Here is a 21,737-nt window from a genome sequence, read left to right on the forward strand (position 1 = left end):
AATTACTTCGACTTCGCGCTGATGATCGCTTCTGCAACGTTCTTCGGAGCTTCAGCGTAGTGCTTGAACTCCATCGTGTACGTTGCACGACCTTGCGTGAGCGAGCGCAGCGACGTGGAATAGCCGAACATTTCCGACAGCGGCACTTCGGCGCGCACGATCTTGCCGCCGCCAACCATGTCGTCCATGCCCTGGATAATGCCGCGACGACCCGACAGGTCGCCCATCACGTTACCCATGAAGTCTTCCGGCGTTTCCACTTCCACTGCCATCATCGGCTCGAGCAGAACCGGATCAGCGCGGCGCATTGCTTCCTTGAACGCCATCGAACCGGCCATGCGGAACGCATTTTCGTTCGAGTCGACGTCGTGGTACGAACCGAACGTCAGCGTGACCTTCACGTCGACGACCGGGAAGCCTGCCAGCACGCCGCTCTTCAGCGTTTCCTGGATACCCTTGTCAACCGACGGGATGTATTCACGCGGAATCACGCCGCCCTTGATCGCGTCGATGAACTCGTAGCCCTTGCCCAGTTCGCTGCGCTCGAGCGTGATGACCGCATGGCCGTACTGACCGCGACCGCCCGACTGCTTGACGAACTTGCCTTCGACGTCCGCGGCCGACTTGCGGATGGTTTCGCGGTAAGCAACCTGCGGCTTGCCAACGGTCGCTTCCACGCCGAATTCACGCTTCATCCGGTCAACCAGAATTTCGAGGTGGAGCTCGCCCATGCCCGAAATGATCGTTTGACCCGATTCTTCGTCGGTCTGCACGCGGAACGACGGATCTTCCTGAGCCAGACGGTTCAGCGCCAGGCCCATCTTTTCCTGGTCAGCCTTCGTCTTCGGCTCGACGGCCTGCGAAATCACCGGCTCCGGGAAGATCATGCGTTCGAGCACGATCGGATGTGCCGGATCGCACAGCGTGTCGCCCGTGGTCGCTTCCTTCAGGCCGACCGCTGCAGCGATGTCGCCTGCGCGCACTTCCTTGATTTCTTCGCGCTGGTTCGCGTGCATCTGCAGAATACGGCCGAGACGTTCCTTCTTGCCCTTGGTCGCATTGAGCAGCGTGTCGCCCGAATTGACGACGCCCGAGTAGACGCGGAAGAAGATCAGCTGGCCGACGAACGGGTCGGTCATGATCTTGAACGCGAGCGACGCGAACTTCTCGTCGTCGGAAGCACGACGCTCCGTCTTCTCGCCGTTTTCGAGCTCGCCCGTAACCGGCGGAATGTCGACCGGCGACGGCAGGAAGTCGATCACGGCGTCGAGCATACGCTGCACGCCCTTGTTCTTGAACGCGGTACCGCACAGCATCGGCTGGATTTCGCACGCGATCGTACGGTCACGCAGACCCTTCACGATCTCGTCTTCCGTCAGCGAACCTGCTTCCAGGTACTGGTTCATCAGGTCTTCGCTCGACTCTGCAGCCGCCTCGACCATCTTTTCACGCCATTCGTTGCACGTGTCGACGAGTTCCGCCGGGATGTCGACGTAGTCGAACTTGGTACCTTGCGACGCTTCGTCCCAAATGATCGCCTTCATCTTGATCAGATCGACGACGCCCTTGAAGCCTTCTTCCGCACCGATCGGCACCACGACCGGAACCGGGTTCGCCTTCAGGCGCAGACGGAGCTGGTCGTAGACCTTGAAGAAGTTCGCGCCGGTACGGTCCATCTTGTTGACGAACGCGAGACGCGGCACCTTGTACTTGTTCGCCTGGCGCCACACCGTTTCCGACTGCGGCTGCACGCCGCCCACTGCGCAGTACACCATGCATGCGCCGTCGAGCACGCGCATCGAGCGCTCGACTTCAATCGTGAAGTCGACGTGGCCCGGGGTGTCGATGATGTTGATGCGGTGTTCCGGATAGTTGCCGCCCATGCCCTTCCAGAAGGCCGTGGTAGCAGCGGACGTGATCGTGATGCCACGTTCCTGTTCCTGCTCCATCCAGTCCATCGTGGCTGCGCCGTCGTGGACTTCACCGATCTTGTGGTTCACACCGGTGTAAAACAGAATGCGCTCGGTCGTCGTCGTTTTGCCGGCGTCGATGTGAGCGCTAATACCGATATTGCGGTAGCGCTCGATAGGAGTCTTGCGAGCCACTTTGATCCTCTACTGGGATGACACGATGCAGCCCGGCTGCATCATGCTTCAACACAAACGGGCGAGGCGCCTGAAAAGCGCACCCGCCCGGAATTTATTTCCGCTAACAGCCCAGCCAGGCGCTTAGAAACGGAAATGCGAGAACGCGCGGTTGGCTTCTGCCATGCGGTGAACTTCGTCGCGCTTCTTCATCGCGCCGCCACGGCCTTCGGCCGCTTCGGAGAGTTCACCTGCCAGGCGCAGGGCCATCGACTTCTCGCTACGCTTCTTCGCAGCCTCACGCAGCCAGCGCATCGCCAATGCCATACGACGCGACGGGCGCACTTCGACCGGAACTTGATAGTTGGCACCACCAACGCGGCGGCTCTTCACTTCGACCACCGGCTTCACGTTGTTGAGCGCAACCGTGAACACTTCCAGCGGGTCCTTGCCACCCTTGGTCTGGATTTGTTCGAATGCGCCATAAACGATGCGCTCTGCGACCGACTTCTTGCCGGACAGCATCAGCATGTTCATGAACTTGGCAACATCAACGTTACCGAACTTCGGATCCGGCAACACTTCCCGCTTGGGGACTTCGCGACGACGCGGCATGATTCTTCCTTTACTTGTTCAGTTGGAGCTGGTTCCAGCTCCGCGGCCACCAACAAACCCGATCACATCTTCACGACTAACCAGCTTGGCCGGGTGACCACTTACTCGACAGCACCAGCAATCCGGCACTCCCGCCTTGACCGCCCTGCGGCGATCCCTGATCAAAAACTGCTTACTTGGCAGCCTTTGCACGCTTCGCGCCGTACTTCGAGCGCGCTTGCTTACGGTCCTTGACGCCCTGGGTATCCAGCGAGCCGCGAACCATGTGGTAACGCACACCCGGCAAGTCCTTCACACGGCCGCCGCGGATCAGCACAACCGAGTGTTCCTGCAGGTTGTGGCCTTCACCGCCGATGTACGAAATCACTTCGAAGCCGTTCGTCAGACGAACCTTGGCGACCTTACGGAGTGCCGAGTTCGGCTTCTTCGGCGTCGTCGTGTACACACGGGTGCACACGCCGCGACGCTGGGGGCAGTCCTGCAGGGCCGGGCTCTTGCTCTTCGTCGTTTCCGACTGACGGCCTTTGCGAACCAGTTGGTTGATGGTTGGCATTGTTTATTCCTGAAATTGAACAAAATCTGCGCATCGATTTCGGGCAAAGCGAGAATCGGCGCACAGTTGACTTCCGAACTGGCGAATCGGGTGCGAGCTTTCGAACGCGACACAGCCCACCGAATACCGGAACCCAGCATCATATTCCGGAAATGCCAACTAAGTCAACGGCTTGCGTGATTTGCCGGTCGACTGCGTGGTTTACTGGAAGGGTCGGAACGCCTGTATCAGGCCGATTCAACGACGTCGATGATCTCGTCGCCGAAGCGTTCGAGCTTGCGTACGCCCATGCCGGGGATGTGGCGCAGGTCGTCGATCGACTCCGGCGCGTTGCGCGCGATTTCCGCGAGCGTCGCGTCATGGAAGATCACGTAGGCCGGCACGCCGTCGGTCTTGGCGGTTTCCGCGCGCCACGCGCGCAGCGCGTCCCACCGCGCGCGCTCGCGCGTGCCCATGCCGGCCGTCGGGTCGACACGCGTGCCGCCGCGGCTCGACGACTGGCGCGTGCGCTGCGGCTTCACGTAGCGGCGCAGCGTGACCTTCTCCTCGTTCTTCAGCACGGGCTTCGCGGCCTCGGTCAGCACCAGCGCGCCGAAGCCGCCATGATCGACGGCCAGGTAACCGTACGCGACGAGCTGACGGAAAATCGCGCGCCATTCGGGCTCGGACAGCGATGCGCCGATCCCGAACGTCGTGAGCTGGTCGTGGCCGCGCTGCAACACCTTCTCGGTGCGCCCGCCGCGCAGGATCTCGATCAGGTGGCTCGAGCCGAAATTGAAGCCGCTCGCGCGCTGCGCGCGGAACACGCAAGACAACGCCATCTGCGCCTCGCGCGTGGCATCCCACGATGCGGGCGGCTCGAGGCACGTGTCGCAGTTGCCGCATGGCTGGCTCTCTTCGCCGAAGTAGTTCAGCAGCCGCACGCGGCGGCACGAGATCGTCTCGCACAGCCCGAGCAGCGCATCGAGCTTCGACGTCTGCACGCGCTTGTGCGCGTCGTCCGCATCGGACTCGTCGATCATCTTGCGCTGCTGGACGACATCGCCGAGACCGTACGCCATCCATGCGTTCGCGGGCATCCCGTCGCGGCCCGCCCGGCCCGTTTCCTGGTAGTAGCCTTCGACGCTCTTCGGCAGATCCAGGTGCGCGACGAAGCGCACGTCGGGTTTGTCGATACCCATACCGAACGCGATCGTCGCGCACATCACGATGCCTTCCTCGCGCTGGAACATTTCCTGGTGCTTCTGCCGCACCTCGAACTCCATCCCCGCGTGATACGGCAGCGCGCGCACGCCCTGCGCCTTCAGCCACTCGGCCGTTTCCTCCACCTTGCGGCGCGACAGGCAATAGACGACGCCGGCGTCCGTCGTGCCGTCGGCATTCGTGTGTTCGGCGCGGATGAAGTCGAGCAGCTGCGAGCGCGCGTTGTCCTTCTCGACGATCCGGTAGCGGATGTTCGGGCGGTCGAAGCTCGACACGAACACGCGCGCGTCGTCGAGCGCGAGACGATGGATGATCTCGTCACGCGTGATCGCGTCGGCCGTGGCCGTCAGCGCGATGCGCGGCACCGCCGGGAACCGCTCGTGCAGTACCGACAGCTGGATGTATTCCGGACGGAAATCGTGCCCCCATTGCGACACGCAGTGTGCTTCGTCGATCGCGAACAAGCCGATCTTCGCGCGCTCGAGCAGGTCGAGGAAGCGCCCCGTCATCAGCCGTTCGGGCGCGACGTACAGCAGGTCGATTTCGCCTTCGCGCAGCGCGCGCTCGATGGCCGCGGCCTCGGCGCCCGACAGTGTCGAATTCAGATACGCCGCGCGCACGCCCACTTCTCTCAGTGCGGCGACCTGATCCTGCATCAGCGCGATCAGCGGCGACACGACGATACCGGCACCCTGTCCGGCCTCGCGACGCAGCAGCGCGGGAATCTGGTAGCACAGCGATTTGCCGCCGCCGGTCGGCATCAGCACGAGACAATCGCCGCCGCCGGCGACGTGCTCGACGATCTCGCCCTGCTGGCCGCGAAAGGCGGAATAACCAAAGACTTCGTCGAGAATTTCGAGGGCGCGGGACATGAATGAGAACAAGGACGGCTAAACGATGACCGCAATTTTAACAACCCGCTCGCGCAGCGCGTGGCGAATCGTTCGAAGTTGGTCGTTCGGCCAGGGTTCGTTCGCGTGCATCACGGGCCTGCCGCGGCCGCGCCGCAAGCAATCTCCGGGCATGCGGCGTTACTGCGCAGGCACGTCATGCACGTGAACGACAGATGAAAAAAAACCGCCCGGCAGAACCGGGCGGTTTCGGTGACAGCGTGGTGAGGCAAGGCGGCTCGCGCCGCCCGCGCTTACTCGGCTGCCGGGTGCTGTTGCGGCTCTTCCGCAGCAGGCGCGCTCGGCGTGCCGAAGTCGAATGCCTCTTCCGCTGCGATCTGGTCGAAACGCTCGCGATCCGACGATTCCTTCGCCTTGCGTGCCTTGTGGAACGCGAGACCCGTACCGGCCGGAATCAGGCGGCCGACGATCACGTTTTCCTTCAGGCCACGCAGATCGTCGCGCTTGCCCATGATCGCCGCTTCGGTCAGCACGCGGGTCGTTTCCTGGAACGATGCCGCGGAGATGAACGAGTCGGTCGACAGCGATGCCTTCGTGATACCGAGCAGCACGTTGTCGTACGAAGCCGGACGCTTGTCCTCGGCGATCATGCGATCGTTCTCGTCCAGCATGTCGGAACGCTCGACCTGTTCGCCCGGGATGAAGCGCGTATCGCCGTTGTCGGTGATCTGCACACGACGCAGCATCTGGCGAACGATCACCTCGATGTGCTTGTCGTTGATCTTCACGCCCTGCAGACGATACACGTCCTGCACTTCGTCGACGATGTAGCGCGACAGCGCCTCGATACCCTGCAGACGCAGGATGTCGTGCGGATCGGCCGGACCGTCCACGATCATTTCGCCCTTGTTGACGACCTGTGCATCGTGAACCAGAACCTGCTTTTCCTTCGCGATCAGGAACTCGTGCTGGTTGCCCTCGAGATCCGTGATGACGAGACGCTGCTTGCCCTTCGTGTCCTTACCGAACGACGTCGTACCGGTGACTTCCGCGAGAATGCCGGCATCCTTCGGCGAACGCGCTTCGAACAGTTCCGCCACCCGCGGCAGACCGCCGGTAATGTCACGCGTCTTCTGCGCTTCGGTCGGGATACGTGCGAGCACTTCACCGACCTGCACCTGCTGGCCATCCTTCACGGTGATCAGTGCGCCGACCTGGAAGCCGATCTGCACTGCGTGCTCCGTGCCCGGAATCTTCACTTCTTCGCCGTTCGCGTCGAGCAGCTTCACCTGCGGACGCACGCTCTTCGAAGCCTGCGAACCGCGACGCTTCACGTCGATCACGACCAGCGTCGACAGGCCGGTCACGTCGTCGATCTGCTTCGCGACGGTCACGCCTTCCTCGACGTTCTCGAACTTCACCGTACCACCGTACTCGGTGATGATCGGACGCGTCAGCGGATCCCACGTGGCGAGCTGCGTGCCTGCCTTGATCGTCACGCCGTCGAGCTGCAGCAGCGTCGCGCCGTACGGCACTTTGTGACGCTCGCGCTCGCGACCGAAGTCGTCGGTGATCATCGCTTCGCCCGAACGGGAAATGACGATCTGCTCGCCCTTCGCGTTCGTGACGTAGCGCATCGTCGCCGTGAAGCGCACGATACCGTTGCTCTTCGCTTCGACCGACGAAGCCACTGCCGCACGCGATGCCGCACCACCGATGTGGAACGTACGCATCGTCAGCTGCGTGCCCGGTTCACCGATCGACTGTGCCGCGATCACGCCGACTGCTTCGCCGACGTTCACGAGCGAGCCGCGGCCGAGGTCTCGACCGTAGCAGGCTGCGCACAGGCCGTAACGCGTTTCGCAGGTCAGCGGCGTGCGCACGCGCACTTCGTCGATGCCGAGGCGTTCGATTTCCTCGACCGCCGTTTCGTCGAGCAGCATGCCCGATTCGTACACCGTTTCCTGCGTTTCCGGGTTGACGACGTCCGCAACCGCGACGCGGCCGAGGATACGGTCGCGCAGCGCTTCGACGACTTCACCGCCTTCGACCAGCGCCTTCATCGCGACGCCGTTCGACGTGCCGCAATCGTCTTCCACCACGACCAGATCCTGCGTGACGTCGACGAGACGACGCGTCAGGTAACCCGAGTTCGCGGTCTTCAGTGCCGTATCAGCCAGACCCTTACGTGCACCGTGGGTCGAGATGAAGTACTGCAACACGTTCAGGCCTTCGCGGAAGTTCGCGGTAATCGGCGTCTCGATAATCGAGCCGTCCGGCTTCGCCATCAGGCCTCGCATACCGGCCAGCTGACGAATCTGAACCGCCGAACCCCGGGCGCCCGAGTCGGCCATCATGTAGATCGAGTTGAACGATTCCTGGCGCGTTTCCTTGCCGTCGCGGTCCGTCACCGGCTCCGTCGACAGCTGCTCCATCATCGCCTTGCCGACCGCTTCCGACGTTGCCGACCAGATGTCGACCACGTTGTTGTAGCGTTCCTGCGCGGTAACGAGACCCGACATGTACTGACGGTCGTACTCCTTCACCTTCTTCGCGGCGTCGCCGACGATCGTTTCCTTCTGCGGCGGCACGAGCATGTCGTCCACGCAGATCGAAATGCCGGCACGCGTCGCAAGACGGAAACCCGACTGCATCAGCTGATCGGCGAACACCACCGTCGCGCGCAGACCGCACTTGCGGAATGCCGTGTTGATCAGGCGCGAGATTTCCTTCTTCTTCAGCGGCTTGTTCAGCACCGAGAACGGCAGGCCGTGCGGCAGGATCTCCGACAGGATCGCGCGGCCGACGGTCGTCGCGTACAGCGAGATCTTCGGCACGAATTCCGGCGCGCCTTCCGACGTGTCTTCGTTGCGGACCATTTCGGTGATCCGCACGTTGACGCGCGATGCGAGCTCGACTTCCTTGTTCTCGTACGCGCGGATCGCTTCCGACACGCCCGTGAACGACAGGCCTTCGCCCTTGCCGTTGATCGCTTCGCGGGTCGCGTAGTACAGACCCAGCACGATATCCTGCGACGGCACGATCGACGGATCGCCGTTGGCCGGGAACAGCACGTTGTTCGACGCCAGCATCAGCGTACGCGCTTCCATCTGCGCTTCGAGCGACAGCGGCACGTGAACGGCCATCTGGTCGCCGTCGAAGTCGGCGTTGAACGCCGCGCAGACGAGCGGGTGCAGCTGAATTGCCTTGCCTTCGATCAGCACCGGCTCGAACGCCTGGATACCGAGACGGTGCAGCGTCGGCGCACGGTTCAGCATCACCGGGTGCTCGCGGATCACCTCTTCGAGGATGTCCCACACCACCGGCGTCTGGTTCTCGACTTCCTTCTTCGCAGCCTTGATGGTCGTCGCGACGCCCATCACTTCCAGCTTGTTGAAGATGAACGGCTTGAACAGCTCGAGCGCCATCAGCTTCGGCAGGCCGCACTGGTGCAGCTTCAGCGTCGGGCCGACCACGATGACCGAACGGCCCGAGTAGTCGACGCGCTTGCCCAGCAGGTTCTGACGGAAACGACCGCCCTTGCCCTTGATCATGTCGGCGAGCGACTTCAGCGGACGCTTGTTCGCGCCCGTCATCGCCTTGCCGCGACGACCGTTGTCGAGCAGCGAGTCGACGGCTTCCTGCAGCATCCGCTTTTCGTTGCGGACGATGATTTCAGGCGCCTTCAGCTCGAGCAGACGCTTCAACCGGTTGTTACGGTTGATCACGCGGCGATACAGGTCGTTCAGGTCCGACGTCGCGAAACGGCCGCCATCCAGCGGCACGAGCGGACGCAGTTCCGGCGGCAGCACCGGCAGCACTTCGAGGATCATCCACTCGGGCTTGATGCCCGAGCGCTGGAATGCCTCGAGGACCTTCAGGCGCTTCGCGTACTTCTTGATCTTCGCTTCCGAGCCGGTGTTCTTCAGCTCGGTGCGCAGCGTCTCGACCTGCTCGTCGATGTTGATCGCGCGCAGCAGTTCACGCACGCCTTCCGCGCCCATCTCGGCACGGAATTCGTCGCCGTATTCCTCGACCTTGTTGTAGTAATCCTCTTCGGTCATGATCTGCCGCGCCTTCAGCGGCGTCATGCCCGGTTCGATCACCACATATGCTTCGAAGTACAGCACGCGTTCGATGTCGCGCAGCGTCATGTCGAGCACCATGCCCAGACGCGACGGCAGCGACTTCAGGAACCAGATGTGCGCGACCGGCGAGGCCAGTTCGATGTGGCCCATCCGTTCACGACGCACCTTCGCCAACGTCACTTCGACGCCGCACTTCTCGCAGATGACGCCGCGGTGCTTCAGACGCTTGTACTTGCCGCACAGGCACTCGTAGTCCTTGATCGGCCCGAAGATCTTCGCGCAGAAGAGACCATCGCGTTCCGGCTTGAACGTACGGTAGTTGATGGTCTCCGGCTTCTTCACTTCGCCGAACGACCACGAACGGATCTTGTCAGGCGAAGCCAGACCGATCTTGATCGCGTCGAAAACTTCTTCCTGTTGGACTTGCTTGAATAGATCGAGCAGAGCTTTCATTGCTTTCTCTCCGTAGTCCGATTAATTGCGGTCGAGATCGATGTCGATACCGAGCGAGCGGATTTCCTTCACGAGCACGTTGAAGGATTCCGGCATGCCTGCATCGATGACGTGATCACCCTTGACCAGGTTCTCATAGACCTTGGTCCGGCCGTTCACGTCGTCCGACTTCACCGTCAGCATTTCCTGCAGCACGTAGGACGCGCCGTACGCTTCGAGTGCCCACACTTCCATTTCACCGAAACGCTGGCCACCGAACTGCGCCTTACCACCCAGCGGCTGCTGCGTGACGAGCGAGTACGGGCCGGTCGAACGCGCGTGCATCTTGTCGTCGACCAAGTGGTGCAGCTTCAGGTAGTGCATGTAGCCGAGCGTCACGCGACGTTCGAACATTTCACCCGTGCGGCCGTCGTACAGACGGACCTGGTTCTTCGACGGGTTCATGCCGAGCTGTTCAGCGATGTCGTCCGGGAACGCGAGGTCGAGCATCTTGCCCATTTCTTCCTCGGTTGCACCGTCGAACACCGGCGTTGCGAACGGCACGCCTTCGCGCAGGTTCTTCGCGAGTTCGAGGATCTCGTCGTCGGTGAAGCTTTCCAGATCTTCCTGGCGGCCCGAGTCGTTGTAGATCTTCGTCAGGAACGCGCGCATTTCCTCGATCTTCGCCTGACGCTGCAGCATTTCGCCGATACGCCAGCCGAGACCCTTCGCGGCCCAGCCGAGATGCACTTCCAGAACCTGACCCACGTTCATCCGCGACGGCACGCCGAGCGGGTTCAGCACGACGTCTGCCGGACGGCCGTCGGCCATGTACGGCATGTCTTCGATCGGGACGATCTTCGACACGACACCCTTGTTACCGTGACGGCCTGCCATCTTGTCGCCAGGCTGCAGACGACGCTTCACCGCGAGGTACACCTTGACCATCTTCAGCACGCCCGGCGGCAGTTCGTCGCCTTGCGTGAGCTTCTTGCGCTTCTCTTCGAACGCGAGGTCGAACTGGTGACGCTTTTCCTCGATCGAGTTCTTGATCGCTTCGAGCTGCGCCGCTGCTTCGTCGTCCGCGAGGCGGATGTCGAACCAGTGGTAGTGGTCGAGGTCTTCCAGGTAAGCCTGGTCGATCTTCGTACCCTTCGCGAGCTTCTTCGGGCCGCCGTTCGCGACCTTGCCCACGAGCATGCGTGCGAGACGCTGGAACGCGTCGCCTTCCACGATGCGCAGCTGGTCGTTCAGGTCGAGACGATAGCGCTTCAGTTCATCGTCGATGATCTGTTGCGCACGCTTGTCGCGCTGGATGCCTTCACGCGTGAACACCTGGACGTCGATCACGGTGCCGCTCATGCCCGACGGCACGCGCAGCGACGTGTCCTTCACGTCCGAAGCCTTCTCGCCGAAGATCGCGCGCAGCAGCTTTTCTTCCGGCGTCAGCTGGGTCTCGCCCTTCGGCGTGACCTTGCCGACCATCACGTCGCCCGCTTCGACTTCCGCACCGATGTACACGATGCCCGATTCGTCGAGACGGCCGAGCTGGATTTCCGCCAGGTTCGAGATGTCGCGCGTGATTTCTTCCGGCCCGAGCTTCGTGTCACGTGCAACGACGTTCAGCTCTTCGATGTGGATCGACGTGTAGCGATCGTCCGCGACCACCTTCTCCGAGATCAGGATCGAATCCTCGAAGTTGTAGCCGTTCCACGGCATGAACGCGATCAGCATGTTCTGGCCGAGCGCGAGCTCGCCCAGGTCCGTCGAGGCGCCGTCGGCCAGCACGTCGCCGCGCGAGACCTTGTCGCCCATCTTCACGATCGGACGCTGGTTGATGTTCGTGTTCTGGTTCGAACGCGTGTACTTGATCAGGTTGTAGATGTCGACACCGACTTCACCTGCGACCGCTTCTTCGTCGTTCACGCGAATCACGATACGACCTGCGTCGACATAGTCGACGACGCCGCCACGGAACGCCTGAACCGTCGTACCCGAGTCGACCGCACAGGTGCGCTCGATGCCCGTCCCGACGACCGGCTTTTCCGGACGCAGACACGGCACGGCCTGACGCTGCATGTTCGAACCCATCAGTGCACGGTTCGCGTCATCGTGCTCGAGGAACGGAATCAGCGAGGCTGCAACCGACACGATCTGCGACGGCGCGACGTCCATGTACTGGATACGGTCCGGCGTGACCATCATCGTTTCGCCGGCTTCGCGCGACGACACGAGTTCGTCGATCAACTGGCCGTTCTCGTCGATCGCGGCGTTTGCCTGCGCGATCATGTAACGGCCTTCCTCGATCGCCGACAGATAGTCGATCTGATCGGTCACCTTGCTGTCCACGACCTTGCGGTACGGCGTCTCGAGGAAGCCGTACTCGTTCAGGTGCGCGTACAGTGCGAGCGAGTTGATCAGGCCGATGTTCGGACCTTCCGGCGTTTCGATCGGGCACACGCGGCCATAGTGGGTCGGGTGCACGTCGCGGACTTCGAAGCCTGCGCGTTCGCGCGTCAGACCGCCCGGGCCCAGTGCGGAAACACGGCGCTTGTGCGTGATTTCCGACAGCGGGTTGGTCTGGTCCATGAACTGCGACAGCTGCGACGAACCGAAGAACTCGCGGATCGCCGACGAAATCGGCTTCGAGTTGATCAGGTCGTGCGGCATCAGGTTTTCGCTTTCGGCCTGGCCGAGGCGTTCCTTGACCGCGCGCTCGACACGCACGAGACCGGCGCGGAACTGGTTCTCCGCCAGTTCGCCGACGCAACGCACGCGACGGTTGCCGAGGTGGTCGATGTCGTCCACTTCGCCCTTGCCGTTGCGCAGCTCGACGAGGATCTTGATCGTCGCGAGGATGTCGTCGTCCTGCAGCGTCATCGGGCCGGTGATTTCGTCACGGCTGACGCGGCGGTTGAACTTCATACGGCCGACCTTCGACAGGTCGTACGCTTCTTCGCTGTAGAACAGACGGTTGAACAGTGCCTCGACCGCTTCTTCGGTCGGCGGCTCGCCCGGGCGCATCATGCGGTAGATCGCGATACGAGCGGCCGTACGGTCGGTCGTTTCGTCGACACGCAGCGTCGACGAGATGTACGGGCCCTGGTCCAGGTCGTTCGTGTAGAGCGTCTGGATGTCCTTGATGCCCGCTTCGCGCAGCTTCTCGAGCACGCTTTCCGTGACTTCGTCGTTCGCGCTCGCGATCACTTCGCCGGTGTCGCCGTCGACGACGTTCTTCGCCAGCACGCGGCCGAGCAGATAGTCTTCCGGCACCGAGATGAACTTGGTCTTCGCGGCTTCGAGGTCGCGAATGTGCTTCGCGTTGATCCGCTTGTCCTTCTGGACAATGACCTTGCCATCACGGTCCGTGATGTCGAAACGCGCGACTTCACCACGCAGGCGCTCGGGCACGAACTCGAGTTGCGCGCCTTCGTCCATCAGCGTGAAGTTGTCGAACACGAAGAAGTTCGCGAGGATCTGTTCCGGCGTCAGGCCGATGGCCTTCAGCAGGATCGTCACCGGCATCTTGCGGCGACGGTCGACGCGGAAGTACAGGATGTCCTTCGGATCGAATTCGAAGTCGAGCCACGAGCCGCGGTACGGAATGATCCGTGCCGAGAACAGCAGCTTGCCCGAGCTGTGCGTCTTGCCCTTGTCGTGTTCGAAGAACACGCCCGGCGAACGGTGCAGCTGCGAGACGATGACACGCTCGGTGCCGTTGATGACGAACGAGCCCGTCGGCGTCATGAGCGGAATTTCGCCCATGTACACTTCCTGCTCCTTCACTTCCTTGACGACCGGCTTGTTCGGCGATTCCTTGTCGAGAATGACAAGGCGGACCTTCGCGCGCAGCGCGGAGCAGTACGTCAGGCCCCGCTGCTGGCATTCCTTGATGTTGAATGCCGGCGAGGACAGCGCATAGCTCACGAACTCGAGGCGCGCGAAACCGTTGTGCGAAACAATGGGAAATACCGATGTGAACGCGGCCTGCAAACCTTCAGGCTTGCGTTGTGTCGCCGGCACATCGGCTTGCAGAAACGTGCTGAATGATTCAAGCTGGGTAGCCAGCAAGAACGGAACTTGGTGAACGATGGGGCGCTTCGCGAAACTCTTGCGAATGCGCTTCTTCTCGGTGAAGGAATATTGCATACGATCTCCGAATCACGGCGGGTGCTATCGAGGCGGAATACCTGGACGTTTCAAACCCGAGTGTTCACCGACTGAGACCCGATGGCCGTTGACGGCTTGAACGAGCCGAGAAGCTTGGTGGTTGGCCGCTACCAACCGCTGGCTGACGGCAGCGGATGCCTGTGTTGCCCGCTACCCGACCAAACTTGCCTTCTGCAGTCGCTTCAGAAGACAAAGAGAACCGCCAATCGTGAGTGATCTTTCACAACGATCAGGCGGTTTTCTTTGGCCTCTAGGGTCGATTATTCGGCCTCCCGAATGAGTGCCAGAATAACGTTCCCACAAAGCACAAAAAGGCCGGCGGTGAAAATACCGCCAGCCTTCGCACAGCGCGTCGAAACTTACTTGATTTCGACCTTCGCGCCTGCTTCTTCCAGCTTCTTCTTGGCTTCTTCAGCAGCAGCCTTGGCGACGCCTTCCTTGACGGCCTTCGGTGCACCGTCAACCAGGTCCTTCGCTTCCTTCAGGCCCAGGCCCGTCAGTTCGCGAACGGCCTTGATGACCGAAACCTTGTTGGCGCCAGCTTCAGCCAGAACGACCGTGAATTCGGTCTGTTCTTCAGCTGCAGCAGCAGCGCCGCCGCCTGCCGGGCCAGCGACTGCCACTGCAGCTGCCGACACGCCAAACTTCTCTTCGAACGCCTTGACCAGTTCGTTCAGTTCCAGAACGGTCATCCCTTCGACTGCTGCCAGGATGTCTTCTTTTGCGATTGCCATTTGAAATACTCCTAAATTGAATTCGGATACAGCCAGCGATCAATGACGCTGATGCACGCTCGATTACGCAGCTTCCGCTTGCTTCTTCTCGGCCAGCGCGGCCAGAGCGCGCGCGAAACCCGAAACAGGCGATTGCATAACGAACAGCAGCTTCGAGAGCAGTTCTTCGCGGCTCGGGATGCTTGCCAGCGCTTGCACGCCAGCCTTGTCCATCACCTTGCCATCGAACGCACCAGCCTTGATGACCAACTTGTCATTGCTCTTGCTGAAGTCGTTGACGACCTTAGCAGCAGCAATTGCATCTTCCGAGATGCCGTAGATCAGCGGACCAGTCATCTGCTCTGCCAGCGGAGCAAACGGCGTACCTTCGACGGCGCGACGCGCCAGCGTGTTCTTCAACACGCGCAGGTAAACCTGTTGCTCACGCGCTTTCGCGCGCAGCTTGGTCAGATCGCCAACCGCAATTCCACGATACTCAGCCAGCACAACGGTCTGGGCCTTCGCGACTTGCGCGGAAACCTCAGCGACGACGGCTTGCTTGTCTTCTCTATTAAGCGGCACGGTTAGCCTCCAGAAACGATACGTTCGGCGCGGCCGGCATGGCCGAAACCTCACGTACCTCGTTCAACAACGGCGTCCGACCTCGTTAGGAGTATTTCCACCTCACGCCGCGAATCGCTTCACGGCCTGCGGCTTCACCACTGCAAAACTTTTTCGGGTTCGCCATCTGCGTTGGCTTGAATTAAGGGATCACCTGACTGCTGCGCCCCACCAACGGTCTTTGATAACCGGTTGCCCGCCACACTGCACGAACAACCGCCCAAAGCCCATGTAGGCCGCTTCGCGAACGAAGCGGCCCGAATACTTGCTTACTGTGCTGCCAGCGTAGCCTGGTCGACACGCACGCCGACGCCCATCGTGCTCGACAGTGCGATCTTGCGCAGGTACACGCCCTTGCTCGTTGCCGGCTTGGCCTTCTGCAGCGCTTCGATCAGTGCCGACAGGTTCGAACGCAGTGCGGTCGGCTCGAACGATGCACGGCCGATGGTCGCGTGGATGATACCGGCCTTGTCGACACGGAATTGCACCTGACCAGCCTTCGCGTTCTTGACGGCGGTTGCGACGTCCGGCGTGACCGTACCGACCTTCGGGTTCGGCATCAGGCCGCGCGGGCCGAGGATCTGGCCGAGCGTACCGACGATACGCATCGTGTCCGGCGAAGCGATCACGATGTCGAAGTCCATCTGGCCAGCCTTGATCTGCTCAGCCAGGTCTTCCATACCGACGATTTCCGCGCCTGCTGCACGAGCTTGCTCGGCCTTTTCGCCTTGCGCGAACACGGCAACGCGAACCGACTTGCCCGTACCGGCCGGCAGAACGACCGAACCACGAACGACCTGGTCCGACTTCTTTGCATCGATGCCGAGCTGGACTGCGACGTCGATCGACTCATCGAACTTCGCGCTCGCGCATTCCTTCACGAGGCTCAGTGCGTCTTCGATCGCGTACAGCTTCTGACGATCAACCTTGGCGGCAAATGCCTGACGGCGCTTGGAGATCTTAGCCATTTACACGCCCTCCACAGTGATGCCCATCGAGCGTGCGCTACCAGCGATGGTGCGAACGGCTGCGTCCAGATCAGCTGCCGTAAGGTCCGGCATCTTGGTCTTTGCGATTTCTTCAGCTTGAGCGCGCGTGATCGAACCGACCTTGTCGGTGTGCGGCTTGCTCGAGCCCTTGTCCACCTTCGCCGCCTTCTTGATCAGGACGGTTGCCGGCGGCGTCTTCATCACGAACGTGAAGCTCTTGTCAGCGAATGCCGTGATGACCACCGGCACCGGCAGACCCGGCTCCATGCCTTGAGTCTGCGCGTTGAACGCCTTGCAGAACTCCATGATGTTCAGGCCGCGCTGGCCCAGTGCCGGACCGACCGGCGGCGACGGGTTGGCTTTACCTGCAGGGATCTGCAGCTTGATAAAGCCGATAATCTTCTTTGCCATTTGTGAACCTCATTGGAACGCCGGAGGGGCGTTCGGTGAGTAATAACGCGCGTTCGCCGCTGGCTACTGACGCTCCTCAACGGCCATGACGCGGGCCGTAAGCGCGAAGGTGGGCAGCCGAGGCTGCCCACCGAATCGGGATCAAACTTTTTCGACCTGGCCGAACTCGAGTTCGACCGGGGTCGATCGGCCAAAGATGGTGACCGACACACGCACGCGCGATTTTTCGTAGTTGACTTCTTCGACGGTGCCGTTGAAGTCCGTGAACGGGCCTTCCTTGACACGCACCATCTCGCCGACTTCGAACAGGGTCTTCGGGCGCGGCTTTTCGACGCCTTCCTGCATCTGCGACATGATCTTCTCGACTTCCTTCGGGGAAATCGGGGTCGGGCGGTTACGCGCACCGCCGACGAAACCGGTGACCTTCGCGGTGTTCTTCACGAGGTGCCACGTTTCGTCCGTCATTTCCATTTCCACCAGCACGTAGCCGGGGAAGAAACGACGCTCGGTCACGGCCTTGTGGCCGCCCTTGACTTCGACCACTTCTTCGGTCGGGACCAGGATCTGACCGAATTTGTCCTGCATGCCAGCACGTTCGATGCGCTCCTGAAGCGCACGTTGCACGCTCTTCTCCATACCGGAGTAGGCGTGCACGACGTACCAACGTTTTCCGCTCGGGGATGCCGGAGTATCGCTCATATCATTTCCAACCCAGAATCGCCGAGAAAATCACCCATTCGATCGATTTGTCACTCAACCAGAGGAAAATCGCCATCACGAGCACGAAACCGAACACGACGAGTGTGGTTTGCGTTGCTTCCTTGCGGGTGGGCCAAACGACCTTCCGGACTTCCTTGTACGAATCCTTGGCAAAGGCGATGAGGCTCTTGCCAGGGGCGGACATCAGCCCGACGGCCACGCCGGCGATGATACCTACCGCCAACGCGGCACCGCGGACATACCACTGCTGATTAGCCAGCCAGAAGAAGCCCACGAATCCGGCCAACACCAGCAATACGCCCAGGGCCAGCATCAGCTTATCGCCGGAGGTATTTACAGTTTCGACGGATGGATTCGCCATAACACCTTAAAACAAATGCCACGTAGGACACGTGGCTATTTTTTGGCAGGGGCAGAGGGAATCGAACCCCCAACCTTCGGTTTTGGAGACCGACGCTCTGCCAGTTGAGCTATACCCCTAAACCATGTTGGGGCCGGCTGTTGCCAGCCCCAAAACTGTCGATCAACGAATAACTGGCTTACTCGATGATCTTGGCGACGACGCCGGCGCCGACCGTACGGCCGCCTTCGCGGATTGCGAAGCGCAGACCTTCTTCCATCGCGATCGGAGCGATCAGCTTCACCGTGATCGACACGTTGTCGCCCGGCATCACCATTTCCTTGTCCTTCGGCAGCTCGATCGAGCCCGTCACGTCCGTCGTACGGAAGTAGAACTGCGGACGGTAGTTGTTGAAGAACGGCGTGTGACGGCCGCCTTCGTCCTTGCTCAGCACGTACACTTCAGCCGTGAAGTGCGTGTGCGGCGTGATCGAACCCGGCTTCGCCAGAACCTGGCCACGCTCAACGTCTTCACGCTTCGTGCCGCGCAGCAGGATACCAACGTTGTCGCCTGCTTGACCTTGGTCCAGCAGCTTGCGGAACATTTCAACGCCCGTGCAGGTCGTCTTCACCGTCGGCTTGATACCGACGATTTCGATTTCTTCGCCGACCTTCACGATGCCGCGCTCGACACGACCCGTCACAACCGTACCACGGCCCGAGATCGAGAACACGTCTTCCACCGGCATCAGGAACGCACCGTCAACTGCACGCTCCGGCGTCGGGATGTACGTGTCCAGCGCGTCGGCCAGGCTCATGATCGCCACTTCGCCCAGCTCGCCCGTGTCGCCTTCCAGCGCCAGCTTCGCCGAACCCTTCACGATCGGCGTGTCGTCGCCCGGGAAGTCGTACTTCGACAGGAGTTCGCGAACTTCCATCTCGACCAGCTCGAGCAGTTCAGCGTCGTCCACCATGTCGCACTTGTTCAGGAACACGATGATGTACGGAACGCCAACCTGACGTGCCAGCAGGATGTGCTCACGCGTCTGCGGCATCGGGCCGTCAGCTGCCGAGCAAACCAGGATCGCGCCGTCCATCTGCGCTGCGCCCGTGATCATGTTCTTCACATAGTCAGCGTGGCCCGGGCAGTCAACGTGTGCGTAGTGGCGGTTAGCCGTTTCGTACTCGACGTGTGCCGTGTTGATCGTGATACCGCGCGCCTTTTCTTCCGGTGCCGCGTCGATCTGGTCGTATGCCTTCGCTTCGCCGCCGAACTTCTTCGTCAGAACCGTCGTGATCGCTGCCGTCAGCGTCGTCTTGCCGTGGTCAACGTGACCAATCGTACCAACGTTCACGTGCGGCTTGGTCCGCTCAAATTTACCCTTGGCCATTTTCGACTCCCAAAAGGAATTTCACAGGTTGCGCCGCGCGCAAACAAGACACTGACTTTTTTTACTGCTGGTGCCCATGGGCAGGATCGAACTGCCGACCTCTCCCTTACCAAGGGAGTGCTCTACCACTGAGCCACATGGGCGCTTAACGCTTCAACTTAGCGGTCTGGAGCGGGTGAAGGGAATCGAACCCTCGTCGTAAGCTTGGAAGGCTTCTGCTCTACCATTGAGCTACACCCGCACGGGCCACTAACGATTCCTTACCGCTCACTGCGCTGATATCTTGGTGGAGGAGGTTGGATTCGAACCAACGTAGGCGTAAGCCAACAGATTTACAGTCTGCCCCCTTTAGCCACTCGGGCACCCCTCCGTAGAGAACTGACGATTATGGGGGTGCATCGCACTCGTGTCAAGCATATCCGGAAGATTATTTTCACTTTCTTCCCGACTCCTGCTTTACCGCCGATCCCCCGCCCCTGCCCGGCTAAGGCAAGTACGAGACGCTGCCGACCGGCGCCACATCTTCGTCAGACTCCGCCCTTAGCGCCGATCTGCATCTGCGCTAAAAACGAAAGACCGCCATCATACGACCTCTTTCGCACAATGCCAAGCGGGTAGACGCAAATTTCCGCAAATTTCATGCCGGGCGGCTTCGTCGATCCCGTCTGCGGCGTTCGCGACGGCTTCAGTACCCGACTGTTTGCCGGAAATCGGGGTTTCGCGCTACCCATTTCGCGGCTGCCTGGCTCGATCTGCCGACCGTACCCAGCGGGGTTTATTCGCGCTCCCCGGCGCGTGGGCCTGGCAACGGCTCCAGCGCGTTCGCACGAAACGCCGGCAGATTCCCCCGCCTCTGGCGACGTCGGCGGCCGGCGCAATACCACTCCAAGCCTCCGATCATCTTCCCGTGCGACTTCTTGTGCACCTGCCGGCTCTTGCGATTGCCTTCATGGCCTTGATCGCAAATGCCACCAACCCGGCCGACAACTGCTGTCGTTCGAGCACGATCGCAGAGATCCGTCATCCAACCTCGGAAGGCAGCCGCACTGCGAAACGCCCCAGGCCAGGTGTAGCGCCCGCTGCGTATGACAGGCTGAAGCCGGCGCTCGATGCCGGACGCCTGAGCTCGATACATAGCCGCTCGTCCGCCGCGCGGTCAATGGATTAGGACGCGACAGCCCATGCACTCCTGCTCAACGATGAGTCCGTCTACGTCATCGCCGCCGGCGACAGTGCTCCGCCAACCAAATCCGACGGTACGGCCTGCCTGGACGCGTAACAGCCCTTGCTCGGCGACGATATGCCTCCACACGCAGGCTTGTCTCACAAGCTCCGCGCCGCGACCTCGGCAAACGTCCTACGGGGCAGCGCGCGTTGCCTCGCCCCGTCGTCGTGCAAGCCGGCCAACGTCAGCATCCGGTCGGCTTATCGCAGCGAATCCTCGCCGTACACCCGGCATCCTGAGTGCCCGTTCGACGCACGCCGCGTTCAGCTGAACGCGAATATTTGCGTGAGGTTCGAAGCGGGCGCTTTCGCCGCGCCGCATAACTCCGAAGATGCTGGAGAGTTGGCCTGCAGCTCCGTGGCGTTGACGTCCGACACGCGCTGGTCAGCGCTGGTCAGCGATGCTCGCGCTGACCCGGGATCAAGGCCGGAGCGCGATGCGCCGGTTTCCGCCAGGCAAAGATTCCGCACCGAGCGACCCAAACACGGAGTGCTCGGTGCAATCGATCGGCGTCAACACAAGCTTTGCGCTGATCGAGGAAGGAAGGGATTGCTTCGGCGGTACCGCCTATTCGCTCATCGAGGAAATCTACGAGTTACGAGACGGCCAACCGATACCCACCAAAAGGAACAGCACTGATTTTTGACGGCGCCCGCCCGGCGACGCGCACACGCGCTGCAACCGGCGCTGCGTCCGGATCCCTGGCCTTTGCTACGAACCGGGCGCTCAACGCCTCGGATGAGCCGATTGCGTGCGATATCTTGAGGATTAAGCGAAGAACGACGCTTGATAACGCCACATCGCGTTATCCGACGCAATTCTGGCGCGCAGCTTCATTGCTCCTCGATCATTCGGTGCCTTCGACAAGAAACGTCGGAGTTCATACGAGCCGAACCCAGTACACCGCTCACACGGGCGGCGAACTGGGGTGCGAGAAATGCAAAGCACACCTCGTAGCATCGTGATAAATGTCGCGGTTTTCGCAGGAAAAGCGCTCAATAAGCGCGCAGATGGGATGAGATGGCAGATTGCCGGGCGGCAAGACGTATTGCGCCGTGCCGCGGTGTTGTGCGAAGCCGCCGAGAGGAAGTTGCCGCGAATAGTCGTTCGAGCGCTCGACCATATCGGCTGCCAACTGAGAGCGCCGCCACTTCGAACAGGGGGCGAGGGGATAGCAGCCTTGGCAACACCAGTTGCTAGTGCTTGGCCAACCCGGGTAGCCGGAATGAATTTGCGCCGATTGCGAGGATACGACCTCGGCCCGGATCGACGTCGTCAACGCCCCGGTTCCGGCGGCATTGCGCCTGGCCAGCTCACGCACATTTCCGTCGC

At 61.3% G+C, this 21,737-nt stretch carries 15 protein-coding genes and 4 tRNA genes; 1 reads left to right on the forward strand and 18 read right to left on the reverse strand.

The annotated features are described in order from the left end of the window. Positions 1 to 2 precede the first annotated feature (2 nt). The 17 genes from fusA to U5809_RS21960 form a co-directional block, all read right to left on the reverse strand. The gene (gene fusA, locus U5809_RS21880) at positions 3 to 2,105 is read right to left on the reverse strand and encodes an elongation factor G (RefSeq protein WP_322088081.1); all 2,103 of its coding nucleotides are present in this window, start codon (positions 2,103 to 2,105) and stop codon (positions 3 to 5) included. Between the two features lie 123 nt (positions 2,106 to 2,228). After that, the gene (rpsG, locus tag U5809_RS21885) at positions 2,229 to 2,699 is read right to left on the reverse strand and encodes a 30S ribosomal protein S7 (RefSeq protein ID WP_006477195.1); all 471 of its coding nucleotides are present in this window, start codon (positions 2,697 to 2,699) and stop codon (positions 2,229 to 2,231) included. A 172-nt stretch (positions 2,700 to 2,871) separates the two neighbouring features. Then, positions 2,872 to 3,252: a 30S ribosomal protein S12 gene (gene rpsL / locus U5809_RS21890; RefSeq protein ID WP_006400662.1), complete on the reverse strand. Its 381-nt coding sequence runs from the start codon at positions 3,250 to 3,252 to the stop codon at positions 2,872 to 2,874. A 227-nt stretch (positions 3,253 to 3,479) separates the two neighbouring features. Continuing rightward, complete coding sequence (gene recQ / locus U5809_RS21895) at positions 3,480 to 5,327, reverse strand: DNA helicase RecQ (protein ID WP_322088082.1); 1,848 nt, start codon at positions 5,325 to 5,327, stop codon at positions 3,480 to 3,482. Between the two features lie 272 nt (positions 5,328 to 5,599). Continuing rightward, the gene (gene rpoC / locus U5809_RS21900; protein ID WP_176051126.1) at positions 5,600 to 9,847 is read right to left on the reverse strand and encodes a DNA-directed RNA polymerase subunit beta'; all 4,248 of its coding nucleotides are present in this window, start codon (positions 9,845 to 9,847) and stop codon (positions 5,600 to 5,602) included. A 21-nt stretch (positions 9,848 to 9,868) separates the two neighbouring features. Continuing rightward, a complete protein-coding gene (gene rpoB, locus U5809_RS21905; protein ID WP_176051127.1) occupies positions 9,869 to 13,975 on the reverse strand; it encodes a DNA-directed RNA polymerase subunit beta in 4,107 nt (1,368 codons plus the stop codon). Between the two features lie 380 nt (positions 13,976 to 14,355). Beyond that, positions 14,356 to 14,730, reverse strand: a complete 375-nt coding sequence (gene rplL, locus U5809_RS21910) for a 50S ribosomal protein L7/L12 (RefSeq protein WP_176051128.1) — start codon at positions 14,728 to 14,730, stop codon at positions 14,356 to 14,358. Positions 14,731 to 14,793: 63 nt separating this feature from the next. Beyond that, complete coding sequence (gene rplJ / locus U5809_RS21915; protein WP_085043647.1) at positions 14,794 to 15,291, reverse strand: 50S ribosomal protein L10; 498 nt, start codon at positions 15,289 to 15,291, stop codon at positions 14,794 to 14,796. Between the two features lie 308 nt (positions 15,292 to 15,599). Continuing rightward, positions 15,600 to 16,298, reverse strand: a complete 699-nt coding sequence (rplA, locus tag U5809_RS21920) for a 50S ribosomal protein L1 (protein ID WP_006482906.1) — start codon at positions 16,296 to 16,298, stop codon at positions 15,600 to 15,602. Further along, positions 16,299 to 16,730, reverse strand: a complete 432-nt coding sequence (gene rplK, locus U5809_RS21925) for a 50S ribosomal protein L11 (RefSeq protein ID WP_006477201.1) — start codon at positions 16,728 to 16,730, stop codon at positions 16,299 to 16,301. A 141-nt stretch (positions 16,731 to 16,871) separates the two neighbouring features. Next, positions 16,872 to 17,429, reverse strand: a complete 558-nt coding sequence (gene nusG, locus U5809_RS21930) for a transcription termination/antitermination protein NusG (RefSeq protein ID WP_006400672.1) — start codon at positions 17,427 to 17,429, stop codon at positions 16,872 to 16,874. Between the two features lies 1 nt (position 17,430). Continuing rightward, positions 17,431 to 17,811 carry a preprotein translocase subunit SecE gene (secE, locus tag U5809_RS21935; RefSeq protein WP_006482892.1) on the reverse strand — a complete coding sequence of 127 codons (381 nt, stop codon included), beginning with the start codon at positions 17,809 to 17,811 and terminating at the stop codon, positions 17,431 to 17,433. Between the two features lie 43 nt (positions 17,812 to 17,854). After that, a tRNA-Trp gene (locus U5809_RS21940) sits at positions 17,855 to 17,930 on the reverse strand. Positions 17,931 to 17,989: 59 nt separating this feature from the next. Further along, positions 17,990 to 19,180, reverse strand: coding sequence for an elongation factor Tu (tuf, locus tag U5809_RS21945; protein ID WP_011350666.1), 1,191 nt, complete (start codon positions 19,178 to 19,180; stop codon positions 17,990 to 17,992). 68 nt (positions 19,181 to 19,248) lie between these two features. Next, positions 19,249 to 19,323, reverse strand: a tRNA-Thr gene (locus U5809_RS21950). Positions 19,324 to 19,347: 24 nt separating this feature from the next. Continuing rightward, a tRNA-Gly gene (locus tag U5809_RS21955) sits at positions 19,348 to 19,421 on the reverse strand. A 43-nt stretch (positions 19,422 to 19,464) separates the two neighbouring features. Further along, positions 19,465 to 19,550: transfer RNA gene (locus U5809_RS21960), tRNA-Tyr, on the reverse strand. Between the two features lie 1,255 nt (positions 19,551 to 20,805). Here U5809_RS21960 and U5809_RS21965 point away from each other — a divergent pair. Continuing rightward, on the forward strand, positions 20,806 to 21,051 hold the full coding sequence (locus U5809_RS21965; protein WP_322088083.1) for a hypothetical protein: 246 nt from the start codon (positions 20,806 to 20,808) through the stop codon (positions 21,049 to 21,051). 261 nt (positions 21,052 to 21,312) lie between these two features. Here U5809_RS21965 and U5809_RS21970 read toward each other — a convergent pair. Beyond that, a partial coding sequence (locus U5809_RS21970) for a hypothetical protein (protein WP_322088084.1) occupies positions 21,313 to 21,737 on the reverse strand: 425 nt, incomplete at its 5' end.

Source organism: Burkholderia sp. BCC1999, from assembly GCF_905339975.1.
In the GTDB taxonomy this organism is placed as follows: Bacteria; Pseudomonadota; Gammaproteobacteria; order Burkholderiales; family Burkholderiaceae; genus Burkholderia.